General features: G+C 68.0%; 20 protein-coding genes. 13 read left to right on the top strand and 7 right to left on the bottom strand.

Annotated elements, in window-relative coordinates:
- Positions 1 to 46: 46 nt before the first annotated feature.
- Both KB874_RS02120 and KB874_RS02125 read right to left on the bottom strand, forming a co-directional pair.
- A complete protein-coding gene (locus KB874_RS02120; RefSeq protein ID WP_212534882.1) occupies positions 47 to 1,825 on the bottom strand; it encodes an SLC13 family permease in 1,779 nt (592 codons plus the stop codon).
- A 231-nt stretch (positions 1,826 to 2,056) separates the two neighbouring features.
- On the bottom strand, positions 2,057 to 2,809 hold the full coding sequence (locus KB874_RS02125) for a cytochrome c biogenesis CcdA family protein (protein WP_212535308.1): 753 nt from the start codon (positions 2,807 to 2,809) through the stop codon (positions 2,057 to 2,059).
- Positions 2,810 to 2,925: 116 nt separating this feature from the next.
- On the opposite strand from KB874_RS02125, the gene KB874_RS02130 reads away from it, so the two are divergent.
- A complete protein-coding gene (locus tag KB874_RS02130; protein ID WP_212534883.1) occupies positions 2,926 to 3,156 on the top strand; it encodes a sulfurtransferase TusA family protein in 231 nt (76 codons plus the stop codon).
- An 81-nt stretch (positions 3,157 to 3,237) separates the two neighbouring features.
- Here KB874_RS02130 and KB874_RS02135 read toward each other — a convergent pair whose 3' ends face one another.
- Both KB874_RS02135 and pyrH read right to left on the bottom strand, forming a co-directional pair.
- Positions 3,238 to 6,117, bottom strand: coding sequence for an Rne/Rng family ribonuclease (locus KB874_RS02135; RefSeq protein ID WP_212534884.1), 2,880 nt, complete (start codon positions 6,115 to 6,117; stop codon positions 3,238 to 3,240).
- 389 nt (positions 6,118 to 6,506) lie between these two features.
- Positions 6,507 to 7,238 carry a UMP kinase gene (gene pyrH, locus KB874_RS02140; protein WP_212534885.1) on the bottom strand — a complete coding sequence of 244 codons (732 nt, stop codon included), beginning with the start codon at positions 7,236 to 7,238 and terminating at the stop codon, positions 6,507 to 6,509.
- A gap of 67 nt (positions 7,239 to 7,305) precedes the next feature.
- Between pyrH and miaA the strand changes: the two genes are divergently transcribed.
- The 8 genes from miaA to KB874_RS02180 all read left to right on the top strand — a co-directional run bounded on the left by miaA (position 7,306) and on the right by KB874_RS02180 (position 17,028).
- Complete coding sequence (gene miaA / locus KB874_RS02145; protein WP_212534886.1) at positions 7,306 to 8,199, top strand: tRNA (adenosine(37)-N6)-dimethylallyltransferase MiaA; 894 nt, start codon at positions 7,306 to 7,308, stop codon at positions 8,197 to 8,199.
- Positions 8,196 to 9,044, top strand: coding sequence for a helix-turn-helix transcriptional regulator (locus tag KB874_RS02150; protein WP_212534887.1), 849 nt, complete (start codon positions 8,196 to 8,198; stop codon positions 9,042 to 9,044). The genes miaA and KB874_RS02150 overlap by 4 nt, the downstream gene beginning before the upstream one ends.
- 231 nt (positions 9,045 to 9,275) lie before the next feature.
- Positions 9,276 to 10,931: an ABC transporter substrate-binding protein gene (locus KB874_RS02155; RefSeq protein WP_212534888.1), complete on the top strand. Its 1,656-nt coding sequence runs from the start codon at positions 9,276 to 9,278 to the stop codon at positions 10,929 to 10,931.
- Between the two features lie 108 nt (positions 10,932 to 11,039).
- A complete protein-coding gene (locus KB874_RS02160) occupies positions 11,040 to 12,086 on the top strand; it encodes an ABC transporter permease (protein WP_212534889.1) in 1,047 nt (348 codons plus the stop codon).
- 13 nt (positions 12,087 to 12,099) lie between these two features.
- Positions 12,100 to 13,542 carry an ABC transporter permease gene (locus tag KB874_RS02165; RefSeq protein WP_212534890.1) on the top strand — a complete coding sequence of 481 codons (1,443 nt, stop codon included), beginning with the start codon at positions 12,100 to 12,102 and terminating at the stop codon, positions 13,540 to 13,542.
- A gap of 97 nt (positions 13,543 to 13,639) precedes the next feature.
- Positions 13,640 to 15,724: a dipeptide ABC transporter ATP-binding protein gene (locus KB874_RS02170; RefSeq protein ID WP_212534891.1), complete on the top strand. Its 2,085-nt coding sequence runs from the start codon at positions 13,640 to 13,642 to the stop codon at positions 15,722 to 15,724.
- A gap of 80 nt (positions 15,725 to 15,804) precedes the next feature.
- Positions 15,805 to 16,569, top strand: coding sequence for a bestrophin-like domain (locus KB874_RS02175; protein WP_212534892.1), 765 nt, complete (start codon positions 15,805 to 15,807; stop codon positions 16,567 to 16,569).
- A gap of 240 nt (positions 16,570 to 16,809) precedes the next feature.
- Positions 16,810 to 17,028, top strand: a complete 219-nt coding sequence (locus KB874_RS02180) for a hypothetical protein (RefSeq protein WP_212534893.1) — start codon at positions 16,810 to 16,812, stop codon at positions 17,026 to 17,028.
- Positions 17,029 to 17,034: 6 nt separating this feature from the next.
- Here the strand turns inward: KB874_RS02180 and KB874_RS02185 are convergent, their stop codons facing one another.
- On the bottom strand, positions 17,035 to 17,640 hold the full coding sequence (locus KB874_RS02185; protein WP_212534894.1) for a lytic transglycosylase domain-containing protein: 606 nt from the start codon (positions 17,638 to 17,640) through the stop codon (positions 17,035 to 17,037).
- Between the two features lie 147 nt (positions 17,641 to 17,787).
- Here KB874_RS02185 and ssb point away from each other — a divergent pair, with 147 nt between their 5' ends.
- The 4 genes from ssb to KB874_RS02205 all read left to right on the top strand — a co-directional run bounded on the left by ssb (position 17,788) and on the right by KB874_RS02205 (position 20,900).
- Complete coding sequence (ssb, locus tag KB874_RS02190) at positions 17,788 to 18,315, top strand: single-stranded DNA-binding protein (protein ID WP_212534895.1); 528 nt, start codon at positions 17,788 to 17,790, stop codon at positions 18,313 to 18,315.
- 95 nt (positions 18,316 to 18,410) lie between these two features.
- Positions 18,411 to 19,472: a site-2 protease family protein gene (locus KB874_RS02195; protein WP_212534896.1), complete on the top strand. Its 1,062-nt coding sequence runs from the start codon at positions 18,411 to 18,413 to the stop codon at positions 19,470 to 19,472.
- Positions 19,473 to 19,566: 94 nt separating this feature from the next.
- The gene (locus KB874_RS02200) at positions 19,567 to 20,223 is read left to right on the top strand and encodes a dienelactone hydrolase family protein (protein WP_212534897.1); all 657 of its coding nucleotides are present in this window, start codon (positions 19,567 to 19,569) and stop codon (positions 20,221 to 20,223) included.
- The gene (locus KB874_RS02205; protein WP_212534898.1) at positions 20,220 to 20,900 is read left to right on the top strand and encodes a phosphoribosyltransferase; all 681 of its coding nucleotides are present in this window, start codon (positions 20,220 to 20,222) and stop codon (positions 20,898 to 20,900) included. The genes KB874_RS02200 and KB874_RS02205 overlap by 4 nt, the downstream gene beginning before the upstream one ends.
- A gap of 75 nt (positions 20,901 to 20,975) precedes the next feature.
- Here KB874_RS02205 and aroB read toward each other — a convergent pair whose 3' ends face one another.
- Together aroB and KB874_RS02215 are read right to left on the bottom strand one after the other, a co-directional pair.
- The gene (aroB, locus tag KB874_RS02210) at positions 20,976 to 22,082 is read right to left on the bottom strand and encodes a 3-dehydroquinate synthase (protein WP_212534899.1); all 1,107 of its coding nucleotides are present in this window, start codon (positions 22,080 to 22,082) and stop codon (positions 20,976 to 20,978) included.
- On the bottom strand, positions 22,079 to 22,651 hold the full coding sequence (locus KB874_RS02215; RefSeq protein ID WP_212534900.1) for a shikimate kinase: 573 nt from the start codon (positions 22,649 to 22,651) through the stop codon (positions 22,079 to 22,081). Before KB874_RS02215 ends, aroB begins: the two co-directional genes overlap by 4 nt.
- Between the last annotated feature and the right edge of the window lie 45 nt (positions 22,652 to 22,696).

The raw sequence follows: 22,696 nt of genomic DNA on the forward strand, positions 1-22,696 counted from the left end.
TTCCGTGCAGGCTAGCGCGCTTTTCCGGCAAGAGTAAGGCTTGGGTTCAGGGGGTCAGCGGCCAGATCAGCGGTGCCAGCAGCACCGTCACCGCCCCCGCCAGAATGTTCATCGGCAGGCCCAGCCGCAGGAAGTCGCCAAACCGGTAGCCGCCCGCGTTGTAGACCATCGTGTTGGTCTGGTAGCCGATGGGCGTGGCGAAACTGGCGCTGGCGCCGAACATCACCGCGACGACGAAGGCGCGCGGGTCAAGGCCCAGCTGCGTCGCGATGCCCACCGCGATCGGCGTCATGATGACGGCGACGGCGTTGTTCGTGACGACCTCGGTCAGGATCGAGGTCACGACATAGACCATCGCCAGCGCGAGGATCGGCGGCAGCCCGGCCATCGGACCGGCCAGCGTATCGACGATGAGGCGCATGGCGCCCGTCCGTTCCAGCGCGGTGCCCAGCACCAGCATCGCCACCACCAGCAGCAAAAGCCGGCCGTCGATGGCGCCGACACCCTCCTCGGGTTCGACACAGCGGGTGGCCAGAACCACCGCCGCGCCGATGATCGCCAGCGGCAGGATCGGCGCGAGGTTCAGCGCCGCGCCCAGCACGACCGCCGCCAGCACCGCCACGGCGATCGGCGCCTTGCGCCGCAGGTAGGCACGAGCCGTGACCGGGGCCAGCAGGATCAGCCCCTCCTCGCGGGCCAGCGTCTCGACCCCGTCGGGCGGGCCGTCCAGCAGCACGGTGTCGCCCCGCTGCAGGTGCAGGCCGGTCTCGGCCAGGTCCACCGCCACGCCGCGCCGATGCAGCGCGATGGGATAGACGCGATACTTGCGCCGCCAGCCGAGATTGGCGACCGGTCCCTTGTCGGCCGTCACCAGCGCCTCGATCACGTGGTTGCGGCGCGTGCCGGCCAGTTCTGCCCCGGCGATCTCGAGCCCGTTGGCGGCGCCGGTGCGAAAGCCCATCAGTTCGGCATCCGAGGTGCGCAGCACGATCCTGTCGCCAGCCGCCAGCACCTCGGAGACGAGGTCGCGGCGCAGCGAGACGTCCTGCCGGATCAGGTCGATCACGCGGGTGGACGAGCGGCGGAAATCCGGCACCGCCTGAACGCCCTTGCCGATCAGGGCCGAACCGGGCGGCACGAACAGTTCCACGGTCCAGGACTTGCGCTCTCCCAAGGCGGGCGACTCGGCCAGCGCCATGCGTGCCGGCAGCAGGCGCGGCGCGGCGAAGGCCAGGAACAGCCCGCCGATGATGGCCAGCGGCACGCCAAGCGGCGCGATCTCGAATAGGCCGAAAGGTTCGAGGCCGAGGTCTCGGGCCACGCCATCGACCAGGAGGTTGGTCGACGTGCCGATCATCGAGCAGGTGCCGCCAAGGATCACGATGAAGCTGAGCGGCATGAGAAAGCGCGAGGCGCTGGTGCCCATCTGCCGCGCCAGGCCGAAGACGACCGGGATCAGCACCATGACCACCGGCGTGTTGTTCATCACCGCCGAGGCCGCGCCCGCGGCGACGAAAAAGATCACGATGGTCAGGACGGGATGGGTTGTCAGCCCCCGGCTCATGTGGTCGGCCACCGCGTCCAGCACGCCGGTGCGCACCAGCGCCGCGCTGATGACGAACATCGCGCCGATCGTCGCCGGGGCCGGGTTGCCCAGCGCCCTGAGCACGTCCTCGACCGGGACCATGCCCAGGAACAGCGCCACTGCCACGCCGCACAATGCGACCACCTCGGCCGCCAGTCTTTCGGTCAGGAACAGCGCGAAGACCGCAAGCACCAGCAGCAGCGCCGCATAGGGCGCGTAGGCGCCAAGATCGAACAGCATCGGGCGCCTCACCCCGGGGCCGGTCTGGAACGCGCCGACGGCGAGGCGCAAGGCTATTTCGGGCGCGACTTTTCGGACGCGCTCACGATACCTGCGTAGCGCGGCGTCGGGCGACAGTAAATGCGCATTTGCGAGAGCGGCGCTCGGGCGATCAGTGCGCGACATCGCGGGCTCTGCCCCTGCCCCTGCGGGCCTCCCCCGGGATATCTGAAGCCAGAAGAAACGGGCAGGTCAGCCCAGCAGGCCAAGCGCCGGGAAGGTTTCCAGCAGCCAGAAGCTGAGCGCGGTGAAGGCGCCGGTGACAAGGGCGAGGCCCACCGCAATCAGCAGGACGCCCATGATTCGCTCGATCATCGCCATGTGCCGCTTGATGCGGTTCATCAGACCCATCGCGCGGCTCAGGAACAGCGCTGCCAGTAGAAAGGGCAGCCCAAGCCCCGCCGCGTAAACGCCCAGCAGCAGCGTTCCGCGGGCGACCGAGGCCTCGGAGGCGGCAAGGCTGAGGATCGCGCCCAGTTGCGGGCCGATGCATGGCGTCCAGCCAAAGGCGAAGGCCAGCCCAAGCAGGTAGGCGCCAAAGGCGGAGCCGCCGGTATCGCCCGCCTCGATCCGCGCCTCGCGGTCGAGGAAAGGAATGCGGAAGACATGCAGGAAATGCAGCCCGAAGACGATCACGACGACGCCCGACATTCGCGCCAGAAGCACCTGGTTCTGAAGGAAGAACGACCCAAGCCACGACGCGGTGAAGCCGAGCAGAACGAAGACCGTGCTGAGCCCCAGCACGAAGAACAGCGCGGCAATGCCGACCCGCGCACGCGCGCGCCCGCCGCCCTGCATTTCCGTGATCGTCATGCCCGACATGAAGGCCAGGTAGGGCGGCACGATGGGCAGCACGCAGGGGCTGAGGAAGGAAATGACGCCAGCGAAAAGCGCCACAAGCATGGCGGGCAGTAGCGACGCGTCGATGATCTCGATTCCGAACATGGCGAAGATGTAGGCGAAAGCCGCGGCGGCGTCACGCGGCAAGGCATCACATGACTGTGGACGTTTCGCCGCCGCCCGCCTAACTCTCGGCTCCGAGGACCGGCGAAGAGGATGGCATGGAACAGGACACCGAACTGGACGCGACCGGGCTGTTGTGCCCGCTGCCGGTGCTGAAGGCGCGCAAGCGGCTGATTGGGCTGGCGCCCGGCGCGGTGCTGTGCCTGCGCACCGACGACCCGGCGGCGGTGGTGGACGTGCCGCATTACTGCAACGAGGCGGGTCACGCGCTGCTGGACAGCCGCGAGGATGGCCCGGTCATGGTCTGGCGCATCCGCAAGGGGGATTGAGGCGGACAAGAAAGGTCGGGTGTAATGAAAAAGACCCCGGTCCTTGCGGGCCGGGGTCTTTTTCGTTGCATTCCGCAAGGTCTAGCTGCCCAGCGACCACCAGCCGCGGCGCTTCGGCGGGGCGTCGGCAGGTTCGGCCTGTGCCTCGGCCTCGGCCGGTTCCAGCGCCGGTTCCTCGTCGGCGGCGGGTGTCTCGGCGGCCGGCGTCTCTGCCGGAGCCGCTTCCGCCTCGGCCTCGGGCGTGGCCGGTTCCGGCGCGGGTTCGGCGACAAGCGCCGTGTCGGTCGTCTCCACCACCTCGGCGATCACCTCGGCAGCCTTGCGGCGGGTGCGGCGCGGTTTGGCCGTGCTTGCCGCAGCGGGTTCAGCGGTCTCGGGCGCCGGTTCGGCTTCCGGCGCAGGCGCAGCAGGCGTGGCCTCGGCGGCAGGTTCCTCCTGCGGGGCCTCGGTCGGTGCCTCTGCTGGTGCTTCGGCCTCGGCCGTCTTGCGCTTGCGCGGCGCGCGCTTGCGCTTGGGCTTTTCGGTGACTTCCGGTTCGGCCACCGGCTCGGCCTGCGCATCGGCAGCGGGGACTGCCTCGGCGGGCTGTACCTCTGCCTCTGTGTCTGCGCTCACCTCGGCCTCGGCCTCGGGCTTCTTGCGCGAACGCGACCGGCGGCTGCGCTTGGGTTTGGGCGCCTCGTCGGTTTCAGCGCCGGTGGTCTCGGCGACGGCCTCGCCGGTGGCTTCTTCGGCTTCGGGCATGGCGGTGTCGTCGCCCTCGTCGGAACCCTCGTCACCATTGTCGCCGTTTTCAACCTGTGCGCCATTCTCGGCGCCATCACGGCCCTTGGACTTGCGGCGGCGGCGACGGCGGCGCTTCTTGGGCTTGCCTTCGTCACCCTCGGCACTGGCGGCGGCGGCCGCTGCAACCGCGGCGGGCGTCTCGACGGCCTGCGCCTCTTCGACGTCCTCCTCCTCCTCGTCCTCGTCGGCGATGCTTTCCTCGTCGATCAGGTCCATCAGCGAGGTGTCGACCGACACCACGGGCGGCGCCTCGGGGACGGAGCGCGTGGCGGTCTTGAACTTCTCCATGGAGAAGTCGGGCGCGACAAGGTGCACGTCGGCCTCGATCCGCACGGCCATGCCATAGCGGGCCTCGATCTGGGCGACATGCTCGCGCTTCTGGTTCATCAGGTAGTTGGCGATGGCCACCGGGCACTTGACCAGCACTTCGCGCGAGCGGCGGCGCGTGCCCTCTTCCTCGATGGTGCGCAGCACGGCCAGGGCCATGTTGTCATCCGAGCGGATCAGGCCGGTGCCGTGGCAGGCGGTGCAGGGCTGGGTCGTGGCCTCGATCATGCCAGGGCGCAGGCGCTGGCGCGACATTTCCAGCAGGCCAAAGCCCGAGATCCGGCCCACCTGGATGCGGGCGCGGTCGGTCTTGAGCTTGTCCTTCAGCTTCTTCTCGACGGCGGCGTTGTTCTTGCGCTCGTCCATGTCGATGAAGTCGATCACGATCAGGCCGGCAAGGTCGCGCAAGCGCAGCTGGCGGGCCACTTCCTCGGCGGCCTCAAGGTTGGTCTTGAGCGCGGTTTCCTCGATCGAACCCTCTTTCGTGGCGCGGCCCGAGTTGACGTCGATCGCCACCAGCGCCTCGGTGACGCCGATCACGATGTAGCCGCCGGATTTCAGCTGCACGGTCGGGTTGAACATGCCCGAGAGGTAGCTTTCCACCTGGTGGCGCGCGAACAGCGGCATGCCCTCGGCGTAATGCTTCACGTTCTTTGCGTGGGACGGCATGATCATCTTCATGAAGTCCTTGGCGATGCGGTAGCCGCGTTCGCCCTCGACCAGGACCTCGTCGATGTCACGGTTGTACAGGTCGCGGATCGACCGCTTGATCAGGTCGCCTTCCTCGTAGATCTTGGCCGGCGCGATGGATTTCAGCGTCAACTCGCGGATCTGCTCCCACAGGCGCTGAAGGTATTCGTAGTCGCGCTTAATCTCGGTCTTGGTGCGCTTGGCGCCCGCAGTGCGGATGATCAGGCCCGCGCCTTTGGGCACGTCGATCTCGTTCGCGATGGCCTTCAGCTTGGACCGGTCGGCGGCGTTGGTGATCTTGCGGGAAATGCCGCCACCGCGCGCGGTGTTCGGCATCAGCACGCAGTAGCGGCCGGCAAGCGACAGGTAGGTGGTCAGCGCGGCACCCTTGTTGCCACGCTCTTCCTTGACGACCTGCACCAGCATGATCTGGCGCACCTTGACGACTTCCTGGATCTTGTATTTCCGGGCGCGCGGCTTGCGCGCCGGGCGGATGTCCTCGTGGGTGTCGTCGTCGGCGACGGATTCGATGCTGTCGTCGTCCGACTGCCGGTCGTCCTCATCGCCCTCGTCTTCATCATCGTGGAAGGCCTGGCCTGCGGCCGGCGCCTCGTCCTCGTCGGGTTCCTCGACCGGGGTATCGGCCACCGTCTCCATCGGCGACAGACCCTCGCCCGGATCGCCGACCTCGGGCGTCACGGTCTCGGCATCGGTGGCATCGGCCTCGTCGCCGAGGTCGATGGTCTCCATCCCGGCGGGGTCGGCCTGCACGACCTTGTCGCCATTTCCCGACGACTCGGCGCGGGGCGATTTGCGCGACCGCGAGCGCGAGCGTTTCTTGGGCTTCTCGTCCTCGTCCTCTGCCGCGGCAAGCCGGGCCTCTTCCTCCATCAACGCCTTACGGTCGGCGACGGGGATCTGGTAGTAATCGGGGTGGATTTCCGAGAAAGCGAGGAAACCGTGCCGGTTTCCGCCGTAATCGACGAACGCCGCCTGAAGCGACGGTTCGACCCTTGTTACCTTTGCGAGATAGATGTTGCCGGCAAGCTGCCGGCGGTTTTCAGATTCAAAATCGAACTCTTCGACCTTGTTTCCGTCAACCACCACGACGCGGGTCTCTTCCGCGTGGGTGGCATCGATGAGCATTTTCTTTGCCATGTTGTCCGTCTGCACGCGACCGGCCGCCTCGGATCCGGTGGATCAGGGCGGCGTGTCTCATGTCTTGTCTGGGCGATACGCGGCGCGTGTGCAGGGCGGGCGGAGTCGCCCGTGCTGTCCTGCTTTGTCACTGTCTCGCGCCTCATCGCGTTTCTTCTCCGACGCGCGCCCGGTAAACCGGTGCCTCGCGCCAATGATGGGCCCGTCGCGTGTCGCGGTCCGGGCAAGTAGATGGCCTTGCGGCCCGATCGGTCTGAGCCTGCGCGGGCGTTGCCCGCCGCGGTCTCAGCGAAACTGACATGGGCACATCTGCGATGCGCGCACCAAGTGAAGCATAAGGGAAGGCCCGGGCAAAAGACAATGGGCAAAACGCCGGGCCGTCCCGCGCGTCACTGGACGCGGGTATAGGTGCCCTCGCCCGCGAGGACGCCGCGAAAGCCGCCCGGTTCGTCCAGCGAGAAGACCATGATCGGCAGGTTGTTGTCGCGCGCCAACGCGATGGCGCTGGCATCCATCACCTTCAGGTTCTTCGCCAGGCAGTCGTCAAAGCTGACATGGTCATAGCGTTTCGCATCGGCATGTTTCTTGGGGTCCTTGTCATAGACGCCGTCGACGCCGTTCTTGCCCATGAAGATCGCCTCGCAGGCCATCTCGTTGGCGCGCAGGGCGGCGGCGGTGTCCGTAGTGAAATAGGGGTTGCCGGTGCCGGCGGCAAAGATGCAGACGCGCTTCTTCTCGAGGTGCCGAACAGCGCGGCGGCGGATGTAGGGCTCGGCCACCTCGTCCATGCGGATCGCGCTGATGACCCGGCAGAAGACGCCCAGCCCCTCGAGCGCGGATTGCATCGCCAGCGCGTTCATCACCGTCGCCAGCATCCCCATGTAATCGGCCGTGGTGCGTTCCATCCCCTGCGCGCTGCCCGACAGGCCGCGAAAGATGTTGCCGCCGCCGATCACCATGCAGATCTCGACGCCGAGATCGTGCACCGCCTTCACCTCCTGCGCGACGCGCTGGACGGTCGGCGGGTGCAGGCCGAACCCCTGATCGCCCATCAGCGCCTCTCCCGAGATCTTCAGCATGACGCGTTTGAAGGCGGGTTTGGCGGGGCTGTCAGGGGCCATGTTGCACTCCGATCTGGGCAAGGGATAGGATTGCAGGCACAAATGCCGCATTTCCGCCCGGGCTGCAATGGACGACCTGACCGCGCTCATCGACGATCTTGACCCGGCGCGCCCGGTTCTGGTCGCAGGCCCCACGGCCAGCGGCAAGTCGGCGCTTGCCCTGGCCATTGCGGAACGGCAGGGCGGCGTGATCGTGAATGCCGACGCGCTACAGGTGTTCGGCGACTGGCGGGTGCTGACCGCCCGCCCCTCGCCCGAGGACGAGGCCCGCGCGCCGCATCTGCTATATGGCCATGTCCCAGGGGATCGCCCCTATTCGGTTGGCGACTGGCTGCGCGAGGTGGCGCCGCTGCTGGACGGCCCGCGCCCGATCCTCGTCGGCGGCACGGGGCTGTATTTCACCGCGCTCACCGAAGGGCTGGCCGAGGTGCCCCCCGTCCCGCCCGAAATCCGGGCCGAGGCCGACGCGATGCTGGCCAAGGCGGGGCTGGCGGCGATGGTCGCCGCGCTGGACCCCGCGACGCGCACCCGCATCGACACGCGCAACCCGGCCCGCGTGCAGCGCGCCTTCGAGGTGCTGCGGGCGACGGGGCGCGGCCTGGCCGAGTGGCAGGCCGACACGCCCCCGCCCCTGCTGCCACTGTCACGCGCGCAGCCGGTGCTGTTCGACGCGCCGAAAGACTGGCTGACGCCAAGGATCGAGCGGCGTTTTCGCCTGATGATCGAGGCGGGCGCGCTGGACGAGGCGCGCGCCAACCTGCCCGGCTGGCGCCCCGATCTGCCCTCGGCCAAGGCCATCGGCGCGGCGGACCTGATCGCGCACCTCAAGGGAGACATCCCGCTGGAGCAGGCCATGACCCGCGCCATCATCCTCACCCGGCAATACGCCAAGCGCCAGCGCACCTGGTTTCGCGCCCGGATGGGCGACTGGACGCAACTGGCGGCGAGGCGCGCCGCATGAGCGGCCTGCCGGGTTTCCTGCGCGGCGCAACGCAGGCGCCGATCCAGACCGTGGCCGGTCCGGTGCGGGCGGGCTCCTTCGGGTTGATCGCGCAGGGGTCGGCGTGGAAATACACACTGCAACACGACCGGCCCGCCGATTTCCTGCTGCTGATGACCCGCGGCCAGGGCCGCGCGGTGATCGAGGGCGTCCGCCGTGGCCTGTCCACACATCATGCGCTGTTCGTGCCCGCCGGCACGCTGTTCTCGCTCGACCTGCCCACCGGCACACAGGCGCTTTACATGGAAAGCCCGGCGGGCCTCACCGACCGGCTGCCCGACTCGGCCCTGCTGATGCGGGTGCGCGACAGCATGGCTCAGGCCGAACTGACGGCAGAGATCGACGCCATGGCGCGCGAGATCGCGGGCCACCGGCCCCGCGCGCTCGAGGCGCTGGAGGCGCGGGTGCGGCTGGTCTCGGTCTGGCTGCACCGGCAGGTGGCGGCCGGCTCGGTCGAGCCCGGCGCCGATGGCGCCTCGCAACGGCTGGCGCGGCGTTTCGCAAGGATCGTGGTGCGCGCCTATCGCAACCCCGCGCCGATGGCCGACCATGCCGAGGCGCTGGACGTCACGCCCACGCACCTGACACGGGTCTGCAAGCAGACCTGCGGGCGCACCGCAGCCGACATGCTGGCCGAACGCCGCCTGCACGCCGCGCGCATGGCGCTGGAAACCGGCACCCAGCCGGTGCAGGCCATCGCGCAAAGCCTGGGCTTCGCGTCGGCGGCCTATTTCTCGCGTTTCGTGCAGGTCCAGACCGGCCACAGCCCCACCGCCCTGCGCAAGGCCGCGCGCAAGCGCGCCTGACCGCTGCGGCGCAGCACGGACGGAAAACCCGGTTGCAACCCCGGGCCTGTCGTTTTTGTATGGGCCCCATGTCGTTTTTGTTTTGCGAAATGACGATGCAGGTCGTTGACGTGAACGCCCCCACCGTGCCGAATGGGCGCAATGGAGCAAGGCGCCGCGATGGAACGCGGCCAGACGACGGCACAGCCCGCAAGACCCCGAAAGCCACCGACGTGTCACAGGGAGAAAGACATGACGATCAACCACCCGGCCAGCCGGATCCACCCCGCGGCGCAGATGTATGCCCGCGAACTGCAAGAGGGCCGGATCGGCCGCCGCGAATTCCTGACCCGTGCCACCGCGATGGGCCTGACGGCCGGCGCGGCCTATGCGCTGGGCGGCCTGACCCAGCCGGCGCAGGCCGCGGCCCATGCCCAGACGGGCGGCACGCTGCGCATCCAGACCAGCATCAAGGCGATGAAGGAGCCGCGCTCCTATGACTGGTCCGAGGTCGGCAACCAGAGCCGTGGCATCCTTGAATACCTCGTGGAATACAATGCCGACGGCACCTTCCGAGGCATGCTGCTGGAAGGCTGGGAGGTCAACGACGACGCCACGCAATACACGCTCAAGGTGCGTCCGGGCGTGAAATGGCATGACGGCACCGATTTCACCGCCGCCGATGTGGTGCGCAACATCGAGGGCTGGTGCGACGCCAGCGTCGAGACCAACTCGATGGCCTCGCGCTTGGGTGGGCTGATTGCGGACGGCAAGCCGCGCGAGGGCGCGATCACCGCGCCCGACGACATGACCGTGGTGCTGAACCTCAGCACGCCCGACATCGCGATCATCGCCAACATGTCGGACTATCCTTCGGCCATCGCGCACAAGGATCACGACCCCGAGGCGCCCTACGACACCTGGATCGGCACAGGTCCCTATCGCGGGGTCGAACTCAAGGTTGGCGAGCGCTGCGTGATGGAACGCACCGAACAGCCTTGGTGGGGCACCGAGGTCTTTGGCGGGCCTTACCTCGACCGGATCGAGATGCTGGACTACGGCACCGACCCCGCCGGCTGGCTGGCCGCTGCCGAGGCCGAGGAAGTCGACGTGCTGTATGAAACCGTGGGCGAGTTCATCGACGTGATGGACGCGATCGGCTGGACCCGGACCGAGGCGGTGACCGCCGCGACGCTGGTGATCCGTCCGAACCAGGTGGCGCAGGTGGGCGACATCGTACCCTACGCCACCGCGCCGGTGCGCCGGGCGCTGAACATGGCGGTCGACAACAATGTATGCCTGGAACTGGGCTACTCGGGCCGCGGCATCGTCGCCGAGAACCACCATGTCTGCCCGATCCACCCGGCCTATGCCGATATCGGCGCGCCGGAATTCGACCCGGCCAAGGCCAAGGCCGAGATGGACGCCGCCGGCATGGCCGACTTCACCCACGAGCTCATCACGCTCGACGACGATTTCGAGCGCAACACCGGCGCCGCCATCGTGGCCCAGTTGAACGATGCGGGGATTTCCGCCAGCCACAAGGTCCTGCCCGGCTCGACCTTCTGGAACGACTGGACGAAATATCCTTTCTCGGCGACCTCTTGGAACCACCGCCCTCTCGAGGTGCAGATCCTGGCGCTGGCCTATCGCACCGGCGAGGCATGGAACGAATCCGCCTTTTCGAACGCCGAGTTCGACGCCCTGCTCGACCAGGCGCTGGCCATCGCCGATGCCGACAAGCGGCGCGAGGTCATGGCGAAGATCGAGCAGATCATGCGCGACGAGGGCGTCATCATCCAGCCCTACTGGCGCGGCCTCTACAACCACCACACCCCGAACGTGGTGGGTGTCGAGAAGCACCCGTCGCACGAGTTCCACTTCTACAAGTTCGGCTTCGCCGCCTGATCGCCGGACCGGGCCGCGCCAACTTGCGCGGCCCGGTCCCAACGATGACGGGCGGGCACTACGCCCGTCCGTTCCGGCATCCCGCCGGACAGAGCCCGGAGGGCCACGATGGGACTTTTCATCCTGCGCCGCGTCGGCGTGATGCTGCTGACCAGCCTCTGCCTGACCTTCGTCGTCTTCTTCCTGACGAACCTGCATCCCAACCTCGAAAAACTGGCAAAGACGCAGGGCAACGTCCGGATGACCGACGAACAGGTCGAAGTCTGGCTGGAAAACCGCGGCTACATGCGCCCGGTGATCGTGAAATACGGCGAATGGCTGGGCGTCGCGCCCGGCTGGACGCGCACGACCGAGGACGGCACGGTGACAGGCCGCTGCGTTGCGCTGGCCGCGACGCCGGACGAGGCGTCCACCTTCTGCGGCGTGCTCCAGGGGTGGTGGGGCGGCTCGACCGTGTTCAAGGAACCCGTGCTGGGCATCGTCGGCGAGAAACTGGCGCTGACCGGGCGATTGATGCTGTGGGTCATGCTGCTGATGGTGCCCTCGGCGCTGATCGTCGGCGTGCTAGCGGGGATGCGCGAGGGCAGCCCGCTGGACCGCACGCTGTCGACGGTGTCGATCACCACGACGGCGACGCCGGAATATGTCTCGGGCGTGCTGTTCATCGCGATCTTCACGTCCAGCGCGGTGGGTCTGAAATGGTTCAAGGGCACCGCCGCCTCGGCGATGGACGCCCCGGATTTCGAGAATTTCTTTCTGCCGGTGCTGACCATCGCGCTGTATGGCATGGGCTATATCGCCCGGATGACGCGAGCGTCCATGGCCGAGGTGATGACCGCGCAGTACATCCGCACCGCCCGGCTGAAGGGCGTTGGGTTCCGCGCCATCGTGCTGAAACACGCGCTGCGCAACGCGCTGATCGCGCCCTTCACCGTCATCATGCTGCAATTCCCCTGGCTGCTGAACGGCGTGGTGATCGTCGAGACCCTGTTCAACTACAAGGGCTTTGGCTGGACGCTGGTGCAGGCGGCAGGGAACAACGACATCGAGCTGTTGCTGGGCGTGTCGGTCGTATCGGTCTTCGTGGTGCTGGTGACGCAGCTCATCTCGGACATCGGCTATGTCTATCTCAACCCGCGCATCAGCGTGACCTGACGGAGGCGAGACCATGGACCCGCTAACCTGGACAGGTAGCCTTGGCACCGTGCTGAACCCTGTGCTGTTCTTCCTCGTGCCGCTCTTCGGCGTCGCGGTAGCCGCGCGCATCCTGCTGAGCCTGGTGACGCCCGAAACCGCCGTGCAGAGCAATCCCGACGGCACGCTGGTGGCCACGGGCGGGATGCAGGGCGGCGCACGGATGGCATCGAACGGGCTGGGCCTGCTGCTACTGGTTGTGTTGCTGGCCTACCTCGCGCTGGGTGCCGTCATGGGCCCGCAGGCGGGCATCATCGGCGCCATGTCGCAGCAGTTCGTGCCTGTGTGGATTGCACTGGCCGCCACCTATGCCCTGTCGATCCGCTACAAACGCAGGCTGGGCCTTTACGGCAAGCTGTTCGATTCCACGATTGGGATGATCGGCTTTGGCATCGTGATGTTCTGGGTCTTCACCGCCTTCTTTGCCGGCGTGTTCGACTGGATCGCCACGCAGGATTCGCTGTCGCAGATGTCGGGAATGAAGAACAAGCTGCCCGGAGAACCGCTGGCGCAGCCCGAGGACGGGACCTATCCTTGGTATCTGCTGGGCGGCGACAACCTGGCGCGGGACGTCTTCTCGCGCATGGTCGAGGGCAGCCTGGTGGTGATCGCCATCGCGCCGCTGGCGACACTCTTCGCCTTCATGGTGGGGATCACGCTGGGCCTGCCGGCGGGCTATTACGGCGGGCGGCTGGACACACTGCTGTCCTTTCTCGCCAACCTGATCCTCGCCTTCCCGGTGATCCTGCTGTTCTACCTGCTGGTGACGCCCGAGATCGTGCTGACCGGCCTGCCGCAATACATGGCGGTGGTGCTGTTCCTGTTCCCGCTGATCTTTGCCGGGGTGCTGATCCACGCGCGATACCGCACCCAGCCGCCGCGAAACGCACTGTGGCTGTCCGTGGTGCTGGTGCCGATGGCGGTGATCTACCTGTCGGCGATCAACGAGCCGGAATCGAAGGTGACCTTCTGGCCGCTCGACCTGTTCGACATCCCGTCGGGCATCCTGACGGTCTTCGTCTCGGTTGTCTTCGTCAACGCTCCGACGGTCTTCCGCATCGTGCGGGGCCTGGTGATGGACATCAAGACGCGCGACTATGTCGCCGCCGCCCAGACCCGGGGCGAGCGCCCCTGGTACATCATGCTGTGGGAGATCCTGCCCAACGCGCGCGGCCCGCTGATCGTCGATTTCTGCCTGCGCATCGGCTATACCACGATCCTTCTGGGCACGCTGGGCTTCTTTGGGCTGGGCCTGCCGCCGGAAAGCCCGGACTGGGGCACGACGATCAATGACGGGCGGCGCCTGCTGTCGATCTACCTGCACCCCGCCCTGCCGCCGGCGCTGGCGCTGCTCAGCCTCGTGCTGGGGTTGAACCTGCTGGCCGACGGGCTGCGCGAGGAATCGTTGCGCGACTGAACGCGGGGCGGACCGGGGGCTCTGCCCCCGGCCCCCAGGATACTCGAGGCCAGAAGAACACAGGGCGCAGGCCCGTTGAACCGACCGGGAGAGAGCGATGAAGGACACCAGCCAGGAGCCCATCCTCGAGATCGAGAACCTGTCGATCTCGTTCTTCACCCGCCTGCGCGAGATCCCGGCAGTGATGGATTTCTCGGTCCGGGTCATGCCGGGCGAGGCGGTGGGGCTGGTGGGCGAAAGCGGCTGCGGCAAGTCCACCGTGGCGCTGGGGGTGATGCAGGATCTCGGCAAGAACGGGCGGATCGTCGGCGGATCGATCCGGTTCAGGGGGCGCGAGCTGAACACGATGGGCCCCGAGGCACTGCGGCGGATCCGCGGCTCGGAGATCGCCATGATCTACCAGGAGCCGATGGCGAGCCTGAACCCGGCGATGAAGATCGGGCGGCAGCTGATGGAAGTGCCGATGATCCACAAGGGCGCCTCGGAGAAGGAGGCGTTCGAGCGCGCGCTTCAGGTGGTGACAGACGTCAAGCTGCCCGACCCGAAACGCATCCTCGACAGCTATCCGCACCAGCTGTCGGGCGGCCAGCAGCAGCGCATCGTCATCGCCATGGCGCTGATGGCGGAACCGACGCTGCTGATCCTCGACGAGCCGACCACCGCGCTGGACGTCACGGTGGAGGCCGCCGTGGTCGACCTGGTGAAAGAGCTGGGCCGCAAGTATGGAACGTCGATGCTGTTCATCAGCCACAACCTCGGGCTCGTGCTGGAGACCTGCGACCGGATCTGCGTGATGTATTCCGGCGAGGCGGTCGAGACCGGCGCCATCGACGACGTGTTCGACCGGATGCGGCATCCCTACACGCAGGCGCTGTTCCGTTCGATCCCGCTGCCCGGCGCGGACAAGGCGGCGCGGCCGCTGGTGGCGATCCCGGGCAATTTCCCGCTGCCGCATGAACGCCCCCGGGGCTGCAATTTCGGCCCGCGCTGCGATTACTTCGAGGCCGGGCGCTGCGATGCGGGCGACATTCCCATGGCGAATGTCGAGGGCGACACGCGGCACCGCACCCGCTGCCTGAAATTCGACGAGATCGACTGGGACGCGCCACCCGCCAACGTCATCACGCATGAAAAGGCGCAGCCGGGGCGCGTCGTGCTCAAGATGGACGACCTGCGGAAATACTACGAGGTGGCGGCCAACGCGCTGTTCGGCGGATCGGGCGTGCGCAAGGTGGTCAAGGCGAACGAGACGCTGAGCTTCGAGGCGCGCGAATCCGAGACGCTGGCCATCGTGGGCGAGTCGGGCTGCGGCAAGTCGACATTCGCCAAGGTGCTGATGGGGCTCGAGACCGCGACCAGCGGCAAGATCATCCTCGACAACCGCGAGGTGCAGGACATCCCCATCGAGGCGCGCGACGCCCGCACCATCGCCGACATCCAGATGGTGTTCCAGAACCCGTTCGACACACTGAACCCCTCGATGACCGTGGGCCGGCAGATCATCCGCGCGCTCGAGGTCTTCGACGTGGGCAACAGCGACGCCGAGCGGCGCGAACGGATGCTGACGCTGCTGGACCTGGTGAAACTGCCGCGCGCCTTCGCCGAGCGCATGCCGCGCCAGCTGTCGGGCGGGCAGAAGCAGCGCGTGGGCATCGCGCGGGCCTTTGCCGGGGGCGCGCGGATCGTGGTCGCGGACGAACCCGTCTCGGCGCTGGACGTGTCCGTGCAGGCGGCCGTGACCGACCTGCTGATGGAGATCCAGCGCGAGCAGAAGACGACGCTGCTGTTCATCTCCCATGACCTGAGCATCGTGCGGTATCTCAGCGACCGGGTGCTGGTCATGTATCTCGGCCACGTGGTCGAGATCGGCGATACGGAACAGGTCTTTGCCCCGCCCTATCACCCCTATACCGAGGCGCTGCTGTCGGCCGTGCCCATCGCCGACACCTCGGTGCACAAGCAGCGCATCGTGCTGGAGGGCGATGTGCCTTCCGCGATGAACCCGCCGCCGGGCTGCCCGTTCCAGACGCGCTGCCGCTGGAAGGCGAAGGTGCCGGGCGACCTGTGCGAGCGCGAGGTGCCGCCGATGCTCCGCATGGCCGAGGGCCACCAGGTCAAGTGTCACCTGTCCGAGGCCGATTTCGCCAGCATGGAGCCGGTCATCACCATCGCGGCGGAGTGACATCCGCGCACGGTTGACAGGGCCGTTGCCGCTGCGTGTCATGGCCGGACACGTTCCGCCAGCCAGACGAGGACCGCGCCATGCCCCCTGTCCTGCTCGCCCCGGCCTTTATCCTGGGCACCGCGGCCCTCGCGCTGGCGGTCTATTTCCTGACCCGTCGCATCGTCGGGCAGGAGTTCGGCGACCAGACGGAAACGCTGGCCGGGTCGGTGATCTTCCGCGTGTCGGCGCTGCACGGGCTGATCCTGGCGCTGGTCTTTGCGCAGGAGCTGCTCGACTACAACAAGCTGCAGGGCAACCTCGTGCTCGAGGCGACCGCGGTGGCCGACATCTACAATGACATCCGCCGTTACGATCCCGACCAGGCGCCCGCGATTCAGGCGGCGCTGTCGGCCTATGTGCGCGAGGTCATCGACGAGGAATGGCGCGCCCTGTCCGAGGTCCGCCGGCTGGAGAGCGAGGGCTGGCGCCTGCGCGAGGTCGTCTATCTCGGCGTGCTGGACTTGGTGCCGCAGACCCCCCGGCAGGAGGCCCTGCGCCATCACATGCTGGACAAGGCGCAGCGGATCGCCGAGTTCCGGCAGGACCGCGAGAACACCGCCCTGCACCGGATCAGCCCGCTGTTCTGGACGGCCGCGCTGGCGGGCATCGTGCTGGTGACGGTGCCCTATTTCATCTTCGCGCCCTCGCGCCTGCACGTGGCGCTGCTGTCGGTCTATGGCGGGTTCACCGGACTCATAATGTACGTGATCTTTGCCTTCTCGGACCCGTTCGGCGGGCCGGGTGCCCTGCAACCCGTGGCTTTCGAGCGGCTGGCCGAACAGGGGATCGGCGCCCCGGGCTGATCGCCACCCGCGCTGTCACAAGGCGGCAACAGTGACGCAGCGTCACGTCATGGCGATCCTTTGACCGGATGGTCAAATTTCTGCACCTGCATTATGATTTTTTCGGGCCCTGATTGAGTCAGCCGGCTCAATTCGGGTGTGGGGATGGAACCTCCGGCCACATGCGGCATTTCCCCTGGTAGCACCGCGAACGCGCGTTCCGGGTGTCAGAAAGGGTGTTTGCGCGCGAGGATAGAAGCGATGAACGGCACCGACGTCTTGCTGAACGACATGTTGCGGCATCTCGACAGCCTAGAGCTGCAAGAGCGACTGACGCGCCTGCACGACCTGACCGTCACCTTGCTGGACAGGCTGGGCTATGAGCTGGCGCATCACGCCACGAACGAGCAGGCCCGCACCGCCTTCATCCTGTCGAGCGAATTGCGCAAACGGATCGCGCTGGACCGTGCCGGGGACTGAGCGCGCTCAGCTTCCCCAGATCTTCTTCACGTAGTCCTTGGTCTCGCGGAACGGCGGCACGCCGCCATGCTTTTCCACCGCGCCCGGCCCCGCGTTGTAGGCTGCCAGCGCAAGGCGCCACGAGTTGAACTTGCGGTATTGCATCATCAGGTAGCGCGCGCCGCCCTCGAGGTTCTGCTGCGGGTCGTGCGGATCGACGCCCAGCAGCTTGGCCGTGCCGGGCATCAGCTGCGCAAGGCCGATCGCACCCTTGTGCGACACCGCCCCCGCCTGAAAGCGGCTTTCCTGGTGGACCAGCCGCAGGAACAGGTCCTCGGGCACACCATGGCGGCGGGCGGCGGCGCGGGCCATGTCCTCGTAGGGGCCGCGATAGGTGCCGCGGTATTTCGGCACCGTGCCCTCGAGCACGCCGTATTTCGTCGGCGTGACGACGGTGGGCGGCTGAAGCCGGACGGAGTCGTTGTATTGCCGCGATGCGCGGGTATCCAGAACCTTGGTCTGGTTCGAGAACAGCCGCGCCCGGTTCTTGGTCGACAGAACGTCGGCGGGGGCGATGGTGGGCACCAACATGCCAAGGGCGCCGATCAATAACGCGCTGCGTGCGAACCGCATGAAATCCAGTCCCTGACAATCGATGACGGACGGACTATGCCGGATTCCGACACACATGACCAGTCCCCGCCCGCGCCCCTTTCCCGCAGGGCCATGGCTGGTATACCGTCCTTCCGATATCCGCCGACAGATTCGAAAGGAAAGTGCATGGCCGGTTCCGTCAACAAGGTGATCCTCGTGGGAAATCTGGGCCGCGACCCCGAGGTCCGCACGTTCCAGAATGGCGGCAAGGTCTGCAACCTGCGCATCGCCACCTCCGAGAACTGGAAGGATCGCAACACGGGCGAGCGGCGCGAAAAGACCGAGTGGCACTCGGTCGCGATCTTCTCGGAACCGCTGGCGCGGATCGCCGAGCAGTATCTGCGCAAGGGTTCCAAGGTCTATATCGAGGGCCAGCTGGAAACCCGCAAGTGGCAGGACCAGTCCGGCCAGGACCGCTATTCGACCGAGATCGTCCTGCGCCCCTACAAGGGCGAGTTGACGCTGCTTGACGGGCGCGGCGAGGGCGGCGGCGGTGGCGGCGGCCAAGGTGGCAGCTTTGGCGGCGGTGGCGGCGGCTATGACGACCGCGGCTATGACGACCGCGACTATGGCGGCGGCGGCTCTGGCTCCGGGTCGGGGTCAGGCCCGTCGCGCGCGCCCGCCGGCGATATCGACGACGAAATCCCGTTCTGAGACAGCGGCGCGGCGCCATGGCGCACGTCCCACATGGTGGCATGATGGCGCCGGGATGCCTATCTCGGGGTCAGGACAACCCTCGGGAGTGACACATGGCATGGTCCTTTTCCATCGGGCGGCTGTTCGGCTCGGAACTGCGCGTCCACGCAACCTTCCTGCTGCTGCTGCTGTTCGTCGCGGCCTCGGCATGGTCGACGGGCGGCGCGGCGGCGGCCATCGTGAACGTGGCCTTCATCTGCGCTCTGTTCGCCTGCGTCGTGGCGCATGAATACGGCCACGCGCTGATGGCGCGGCGCTATGGCATCCAGACACCGGACATCACCCTGCTGCCGATCGGCGGGATGGCGCGGCTGACACGGATGCCGGAAAAGCCCGGGCAGGAGGTCGCCGTGGCGCTGGCCGGGCCCGCCGTCAACGTGGTGATCTGGGCCGTGCTGTGGCTGGCGGGCGCGGGCACCATGCCCGACCTCGGCGCGCCGATGACCCTGTCGGGCTTCCTTGGCCAGCTGGCGGGCGTCAACCTGTTCCTCGCGCTGTTCAACCTGCTGCCGGCCTTCCCGATGGATGGCGGGCGGGTGTTGCGGGCGCTCCTGTCGCTGCGGATGGACCGGGTGCGCGCCACCCGCGTCGCCTCGGCGCTGGGTCAGATCGTGGCCTTCGGCTTTGCCTTCTGGGGGTTGAGTTCGGGCAACCTGATCCTCGTGCTGATCGCGGTGTTCATCTTCTTCGCCGCGCAGGCCGAGGCGAACGACGTGGCCGCCCGCGACATCGCCCGCGGGCTGAAGCTGCGCGACGCAGTCATCACCAGTTTCGAGTCGCTCTCTCCCTCCGACCCGATGCACGTGGCGGCGCAGACGCTGATCCGCACGACGCAGCACGAGTTTCCCGTGATGGATGCCGAGGGGCGGCTGGCCGGTTTCCTGACCCGCGACGCGCTGTTCCGCGCCATGGCCGAGGGGCACAACACGCACCCGGTGGGCGAGGCGATGACCACCGCCATCCCAGCCCTGCCCCTGGGCGCACCGTTGTCGGACGCGCTCGACGCGCTGGCCGAGGCGCCCGCCGTGGCCGCCACCGATGCGGCCGGCCGCGTGCTGGGCTATGTCACCCGCGAGAACGTGGGCGAGCTGATGGTTCTGCGCGCCCGCCGCTGAGCCGAACTTGACACGGCTCAAGGACAGGCGCCGCGCGCGCCCGGCAAGATGCCCGCATTTGTCACCTGCATTCGGCCTTCGGGGGGAGGACACCATGCCGGACAGCCAGACCGTCGCCACCGTCCGCGTCACGACTATCGGGCTGGAGGGGCACCTGCGCTGCCCGCCGGATCCCGCCGGGCTGATCGTCTTTGCCCATGGCGCAGGCAGCAGCCATCGCAGCCCGCGCAACAACCGCGTCGCCGGGGCGCTGGCCGCGCAGGGCTTCGCCACGTTGCTCTTCGACCTGCTGACCGAGGACGAGGCGCAGGACCGCGCCAATGTCTTCGACATCCCGCTGCTGGGCCAGAGGATGCTGGACGCGCTGGACTGGACCTGGTCGCAGCGTCCGCTGCGCCGCCTGCCCGTGGGGCTGTTCGGCGCCAGCACCGGTGCGGCGGCGGCGCTGGTCGCGGCGGCGCAGGCACCCGACCGGGTCGGTGCCGTGGTCTCGCGCGGCGGGCGGCCCGACCTGGCCGCCGGCGCCCTGCCACAGGTGCGCGCGCCGGTCCTGCTGATCGTCGGCGGGCTGGACGAGGTGGTCGTCCACCTCAACCTCACCGCTGCCGACCGGCTGACCTGCCCGCACCGGACAGAGATCGTCCCCGGCGCCACCCACCTGTTCGAGGAACCCGGCGCTCTGGACCGGGTCACGACTCTGGCCGGCGACTGGTTCACGCAGCACCTCTCCCATGCGGAGAGCCGGGCATGACGCTTTTTGCCGATCGCGCCGAGGCCGGCCGCGCGCTGGCCGCCCGGCTGGCGGCGCTGGCCCATGCCGACCCGGTGATCCTCGCCCTGCCCCGCGGCGGCGTCCCCCTCGGGATCGAGGTGGCGCGCCGCCTGCACGCGCCGATGGACCTGCTGATGGTGCGCAAGATCGGCGCACCGGGGCAGAAGGAACTGGCGGTCGGTGCCGTGGTCGACGGCGACGCGCCACAATACGCCACCAACCCCGAGGTCATGCGCGCCTTCGGGCTGAGCCGGGCGGATGTAGAGCGCCTCGCCCTGCCCGAACTCGCGGAAATCCACCGCCGCCGCGCGCTGTATTCCGGCGGGCGGGCGCCGGTGCCCATCGCGGGACGCACCGCGATCGTGGTCGATGACGGGATCGCCACCGGCGCCACCACCCGCGCCGCGCTGCGCGCCTTGCGGCGGCGCGATCCGGCGCGGATCGTGCTGGCGGTGCCGGTCGCGCCGCGCGACACGCTGGACAGCCTGCGCGGCGAGGTGGACCAGATCGTCTGCCTGCACACGCCCGAGCCCTTCCACGCCGTTGGCCTGCACTACCGCGATTTTCCGCAGACCGGGGATGACGAGGTGGTGCGCCTGATGGACGAGGCCGCGCGGATCGCCGGGCCGGAATGCGGGACGGCGCCGGGCGATTGAGGGGCCCTGCCCCTCTGGGCCTGCTGCCCTTTCACCCTGCGGTATTTGGGAACCGGAGAAGGCGCCGGGGCGGGTTCAGGCCAGCCCGTCGCGCAGCAGGCGCAGCACCGCGTCGCCCGGCACGTCGGAGGTGACGAAAGCCTGCCCGATTCCGCGCGCCAGGATGAAGCGGAGCTGGCCGTCCACCACCTTCTTGTCCTGCCCCATAAGGTCGAGCAGCGCCTCGGCCCCCGGCAGGTCGCCGGGAATGTCGGCGAGGTCGGTCTTCATCCCCATCGCCCTGAGATGCTGGCGCACGCGCGAGGGGTCCTCCTGGCTGCAAAGGCCAAGGCGTGAGGACAGCTCGAACGCCAGCGCACAGCCGATCGCCACGCCCTCGCCATGCAGCAGCCGGTCGGAATAGCCCGTCGCGGCCTCCAGCGCGTGGCAGAAGGTATGGCCAAGGTTCAGCAGCGCGCGGTCCCCCTGCTCGGTCTCGTCGCGCAGGACGATCCCGGCCTTCATCTCGACCGAGCGTTTCACCGCGTATTGCCGTGCCTCGGCGTCGCCCGCGGCGGCGCGGGGGCCGTTTTCCTCGAGCCAGTCGAAGAAATCCGCATCGCCCAGCAGACCGTATTTCACCACCTCGCCGTAGCCCGCCAGATAATCGCGCGGGGTCAGGGTCGACAGCACGTAGATATCGGCCAGCACCAGGCTGGGCTGGTGGAAAGCGCCCACCAGGTTCTTGCCCTGCGCAGTGTTGATGCCGGTCTTGCCGCCCACCGAACTGTCCACCTGCGCCAGCAGCGAGGTCGGCACCTGGACAAAACGCACGCCCCGCCGCAGCACGGCGGCGGCGAAGCCCACGAGGTCGCCGATCACCCCGCCGCCGAGTGCCACGACGATGTCGCGGCGTTCCACCTTCTGCTCCAGCAGCCATTCGACCGTCTGCTCGAACGGACCCCAGCGTTTCGTGGCCTCGCCCGGCGGCAGGGTCAAGGTGGCATGCGCGATGCCTTCGGCCTCCAGCGCCGCCGTCAGCGTGGCAAGGTGCAGGCCGGCCACGCGTTCGTCGCTGACGATGGCGACGCGGCGGCGCGCCAGCAGCGGCGCGATCTCGGCCCCGGCGCGGGACAGCAGGCCGGGCCCGATGCGCACGTCGTATTCGCGGCCGGGCAGCGGAACGGGAACGGTGTCGATCATGGGACGGTCTCCAGCACGTCGGGTCGGGTCTCGTACAGGCGCCGCGCCACGAGGCGCGCCATCTCGTCCAGCGAGCGGCCGGCCTCGGAGGGCACGGTGATGTCGGCCAGCGCGTAGACCGGCGCGCGCGTCTCGTGCAGGGCCTTGAGCGTCCCGTATGGGTCGGGCGTGCGCAACAGCGGCCGCGAATCCTTGTGGCGGACACGGTTCCACAGCACCGGCAGCTCGGCATCGAGCCAGACCGAGACGCCCTTGTCCGAGATCATCCGGCGGTTGCCTTCGGACATGAAGGCGCCGCCGCCGGTGGACAGGACCAAGGGCGTGCCATCCAGCAGCCGTTCGATCACCTGGCTTTCCTTGCGGCGAAAGAACGGCTCGCCGTCGCGGGCGAAAATCTCGGCGATGGACATGTTGGCGGCCTGCTCGATCTCGTGGTCCGAATCGCGGAACGGCACACCCAGATGCGCCGCCAGCGTGCGGCCCACCGCCGTCTTCCCCGCGCCCATCATGCCGACCAGCACGACGGTTTTCCGCAGGATCAACCGGTTGCGCGTGCTTTGATCGGCCATCCTTCGCCCATTTGCCCTATCCCGTTGCGTGAATGACGTGAACGG

The sequence above is a fragment of the Thetidibacter halocola genome (assembly GCF_018224955.1).
Taxonomy (GTDB): Bacteria; Pseudomonadota; Alphaproteobacteria; order Rhodobacterales; family Rhodobacteraceae; genus Thetidibacter; species Thetidibacter halocola.

Excerpts from the sequence above, each read along its gene's own strand:
- KB874_RS02120 (WP_212534882.1), bottom strand. The coding sequence starts at position 1,825 with ATGCTGTTCGATCTTGGCGCCTACGCGCCCTATGCGGCGCTGCTGCTG.
- KB874_RS02125 (WP_212535308.1), bottom strand. The coding sequence starts at position 2,809 with ATGTTCGGAATCGAGATCATCGACGCGTCGCTACTGCCCGCCATGCTT.
- KB874_RS02130 (WP_212534883.1), top strand. The coding sequence starts at position 2,926 with ATGGAACAGGACACCGAACTGGACGCGACCGGGCTGTTGTGCCCGCTG.
- KB874_RS02135 (WP_212534884.1), bottom strand. The coding sequence starts at position 6,117 with ATGGCAAAGAAAATGCTCATCGATGCCACCCACGCGGAAGAGACCCGC.
- pyrH (WP_212534885.1), bottom strand. The coding sequence starts at position 7,238 with ATGGCCCCTGACAGCCCCGCCAAACCCGCCTTCAAACGCGTCATGCTG.
- miaA (WP_212534886.1), top strand. The coding sequence starts at position 7,306 with ATGGACGACCTGACCGCGCTCATCGACGATCTTGACCCGGCGCGCCCG.
- KB874_RS02150 (WP_212534887.1), top strand. The coding sequence starts at position 8,196 with ATGAGCGGCCTGCCGGGTTTCCTGCGCGGCGCAACGCAGGCGCCGATC.
- KB874_RS02155 (WP_212534888.1), top strand. The coding sequence starts at position 9,276 with ATGACGATCAACCACCCGGCCAGCCGGATCCACCCCGCGGCGCAGATG.
- KB874_RS02160 (WP_212534889.1), top strand. The coding sequence starts at position 11,040 with ATGGGACTTTTCATCCTGCGCCGCGTCGGCGTGATGCTGCTGACCAGC.
- KB874_RS02165 (WP_212534890.1), top strand. The coding sequence starts at position 12,100 with ATGGACCCGCTAACCTGGACAGGTAGCCTTGGCACCGTGCTGAACCCT.
- KB874_RS02170 (WP_212534891.1), top strand. The coding sequence starts at position 13,640 with ATGAAGGACACCAGCCAGGAGCCCATCCTCGAGATCGAGAACCTGTCG.
- KB874_RS02175 (WP_212534892.1), top strand. The coding sequence starts at position 15,805 with ATGCCCCCTGTCCTGCTCGCCCCGGCCTTTATCCTGGGCACCGCGGCC.
- KB874_RS02180 (WP_212534893.1), top strand. The coding sequence starts at position 16,810 with ATGAACGGCACCGACGTCTTGCTGAACGACATGTTGCGGCATCTCGAC.
- KB874_RS02185 (WP_212534894.1), bottom strand. The coding sequence starts at position 17,640 with ATGCGGTTCGCACGCAGCGCGTTATTGATCGGCGCCCTTGGCATGTTG.
- ssb (WP_212534895.1), top strand. The coding sequence starts at position 17,788 with ATGGCCGGTTCCGTCAACAAGGTGATCCTCGTGGGAAATCTGGGCCGC.
- KB874_RS02195 (WP_212534896.1), top strand. The coding sequence starts at position 18,411 with ATGGCATGGTCCTTTTCCATCGGGCGGCTGTTCGGCTCGGAACTGCGC.
- KB874_RS02200 (WP_212534897.1), top strand. The coding sequence starts at position 19,567 with ATGCCGGACAGCCAGACCGTCGCCACCGTCCGCGTCACGACTATCGGG.
- KB874_RS02205 (WP_212534898.1), top strand. The coding sequence starts at position 20,220 with ATGACGCTTTTTGCCGATCGCGCCGAGGCCGGCCGCGCGCTGGCCGCC.
- aroB (WP_212534899.1), bottom strand. The coding sequence starts at position 22,082 with ATGATCGACACCGTTCCCGTTCCGCTGCCCGGCCGCGAATACGACGTG.
- KB874_RS02215 (WP_212534900.1), bottom strand. The coding sequence starts at position 22,651 with ATGGCCGATCAAAGCACGCGCAACCGGTTGATCCTGCGGAAAACCGTC.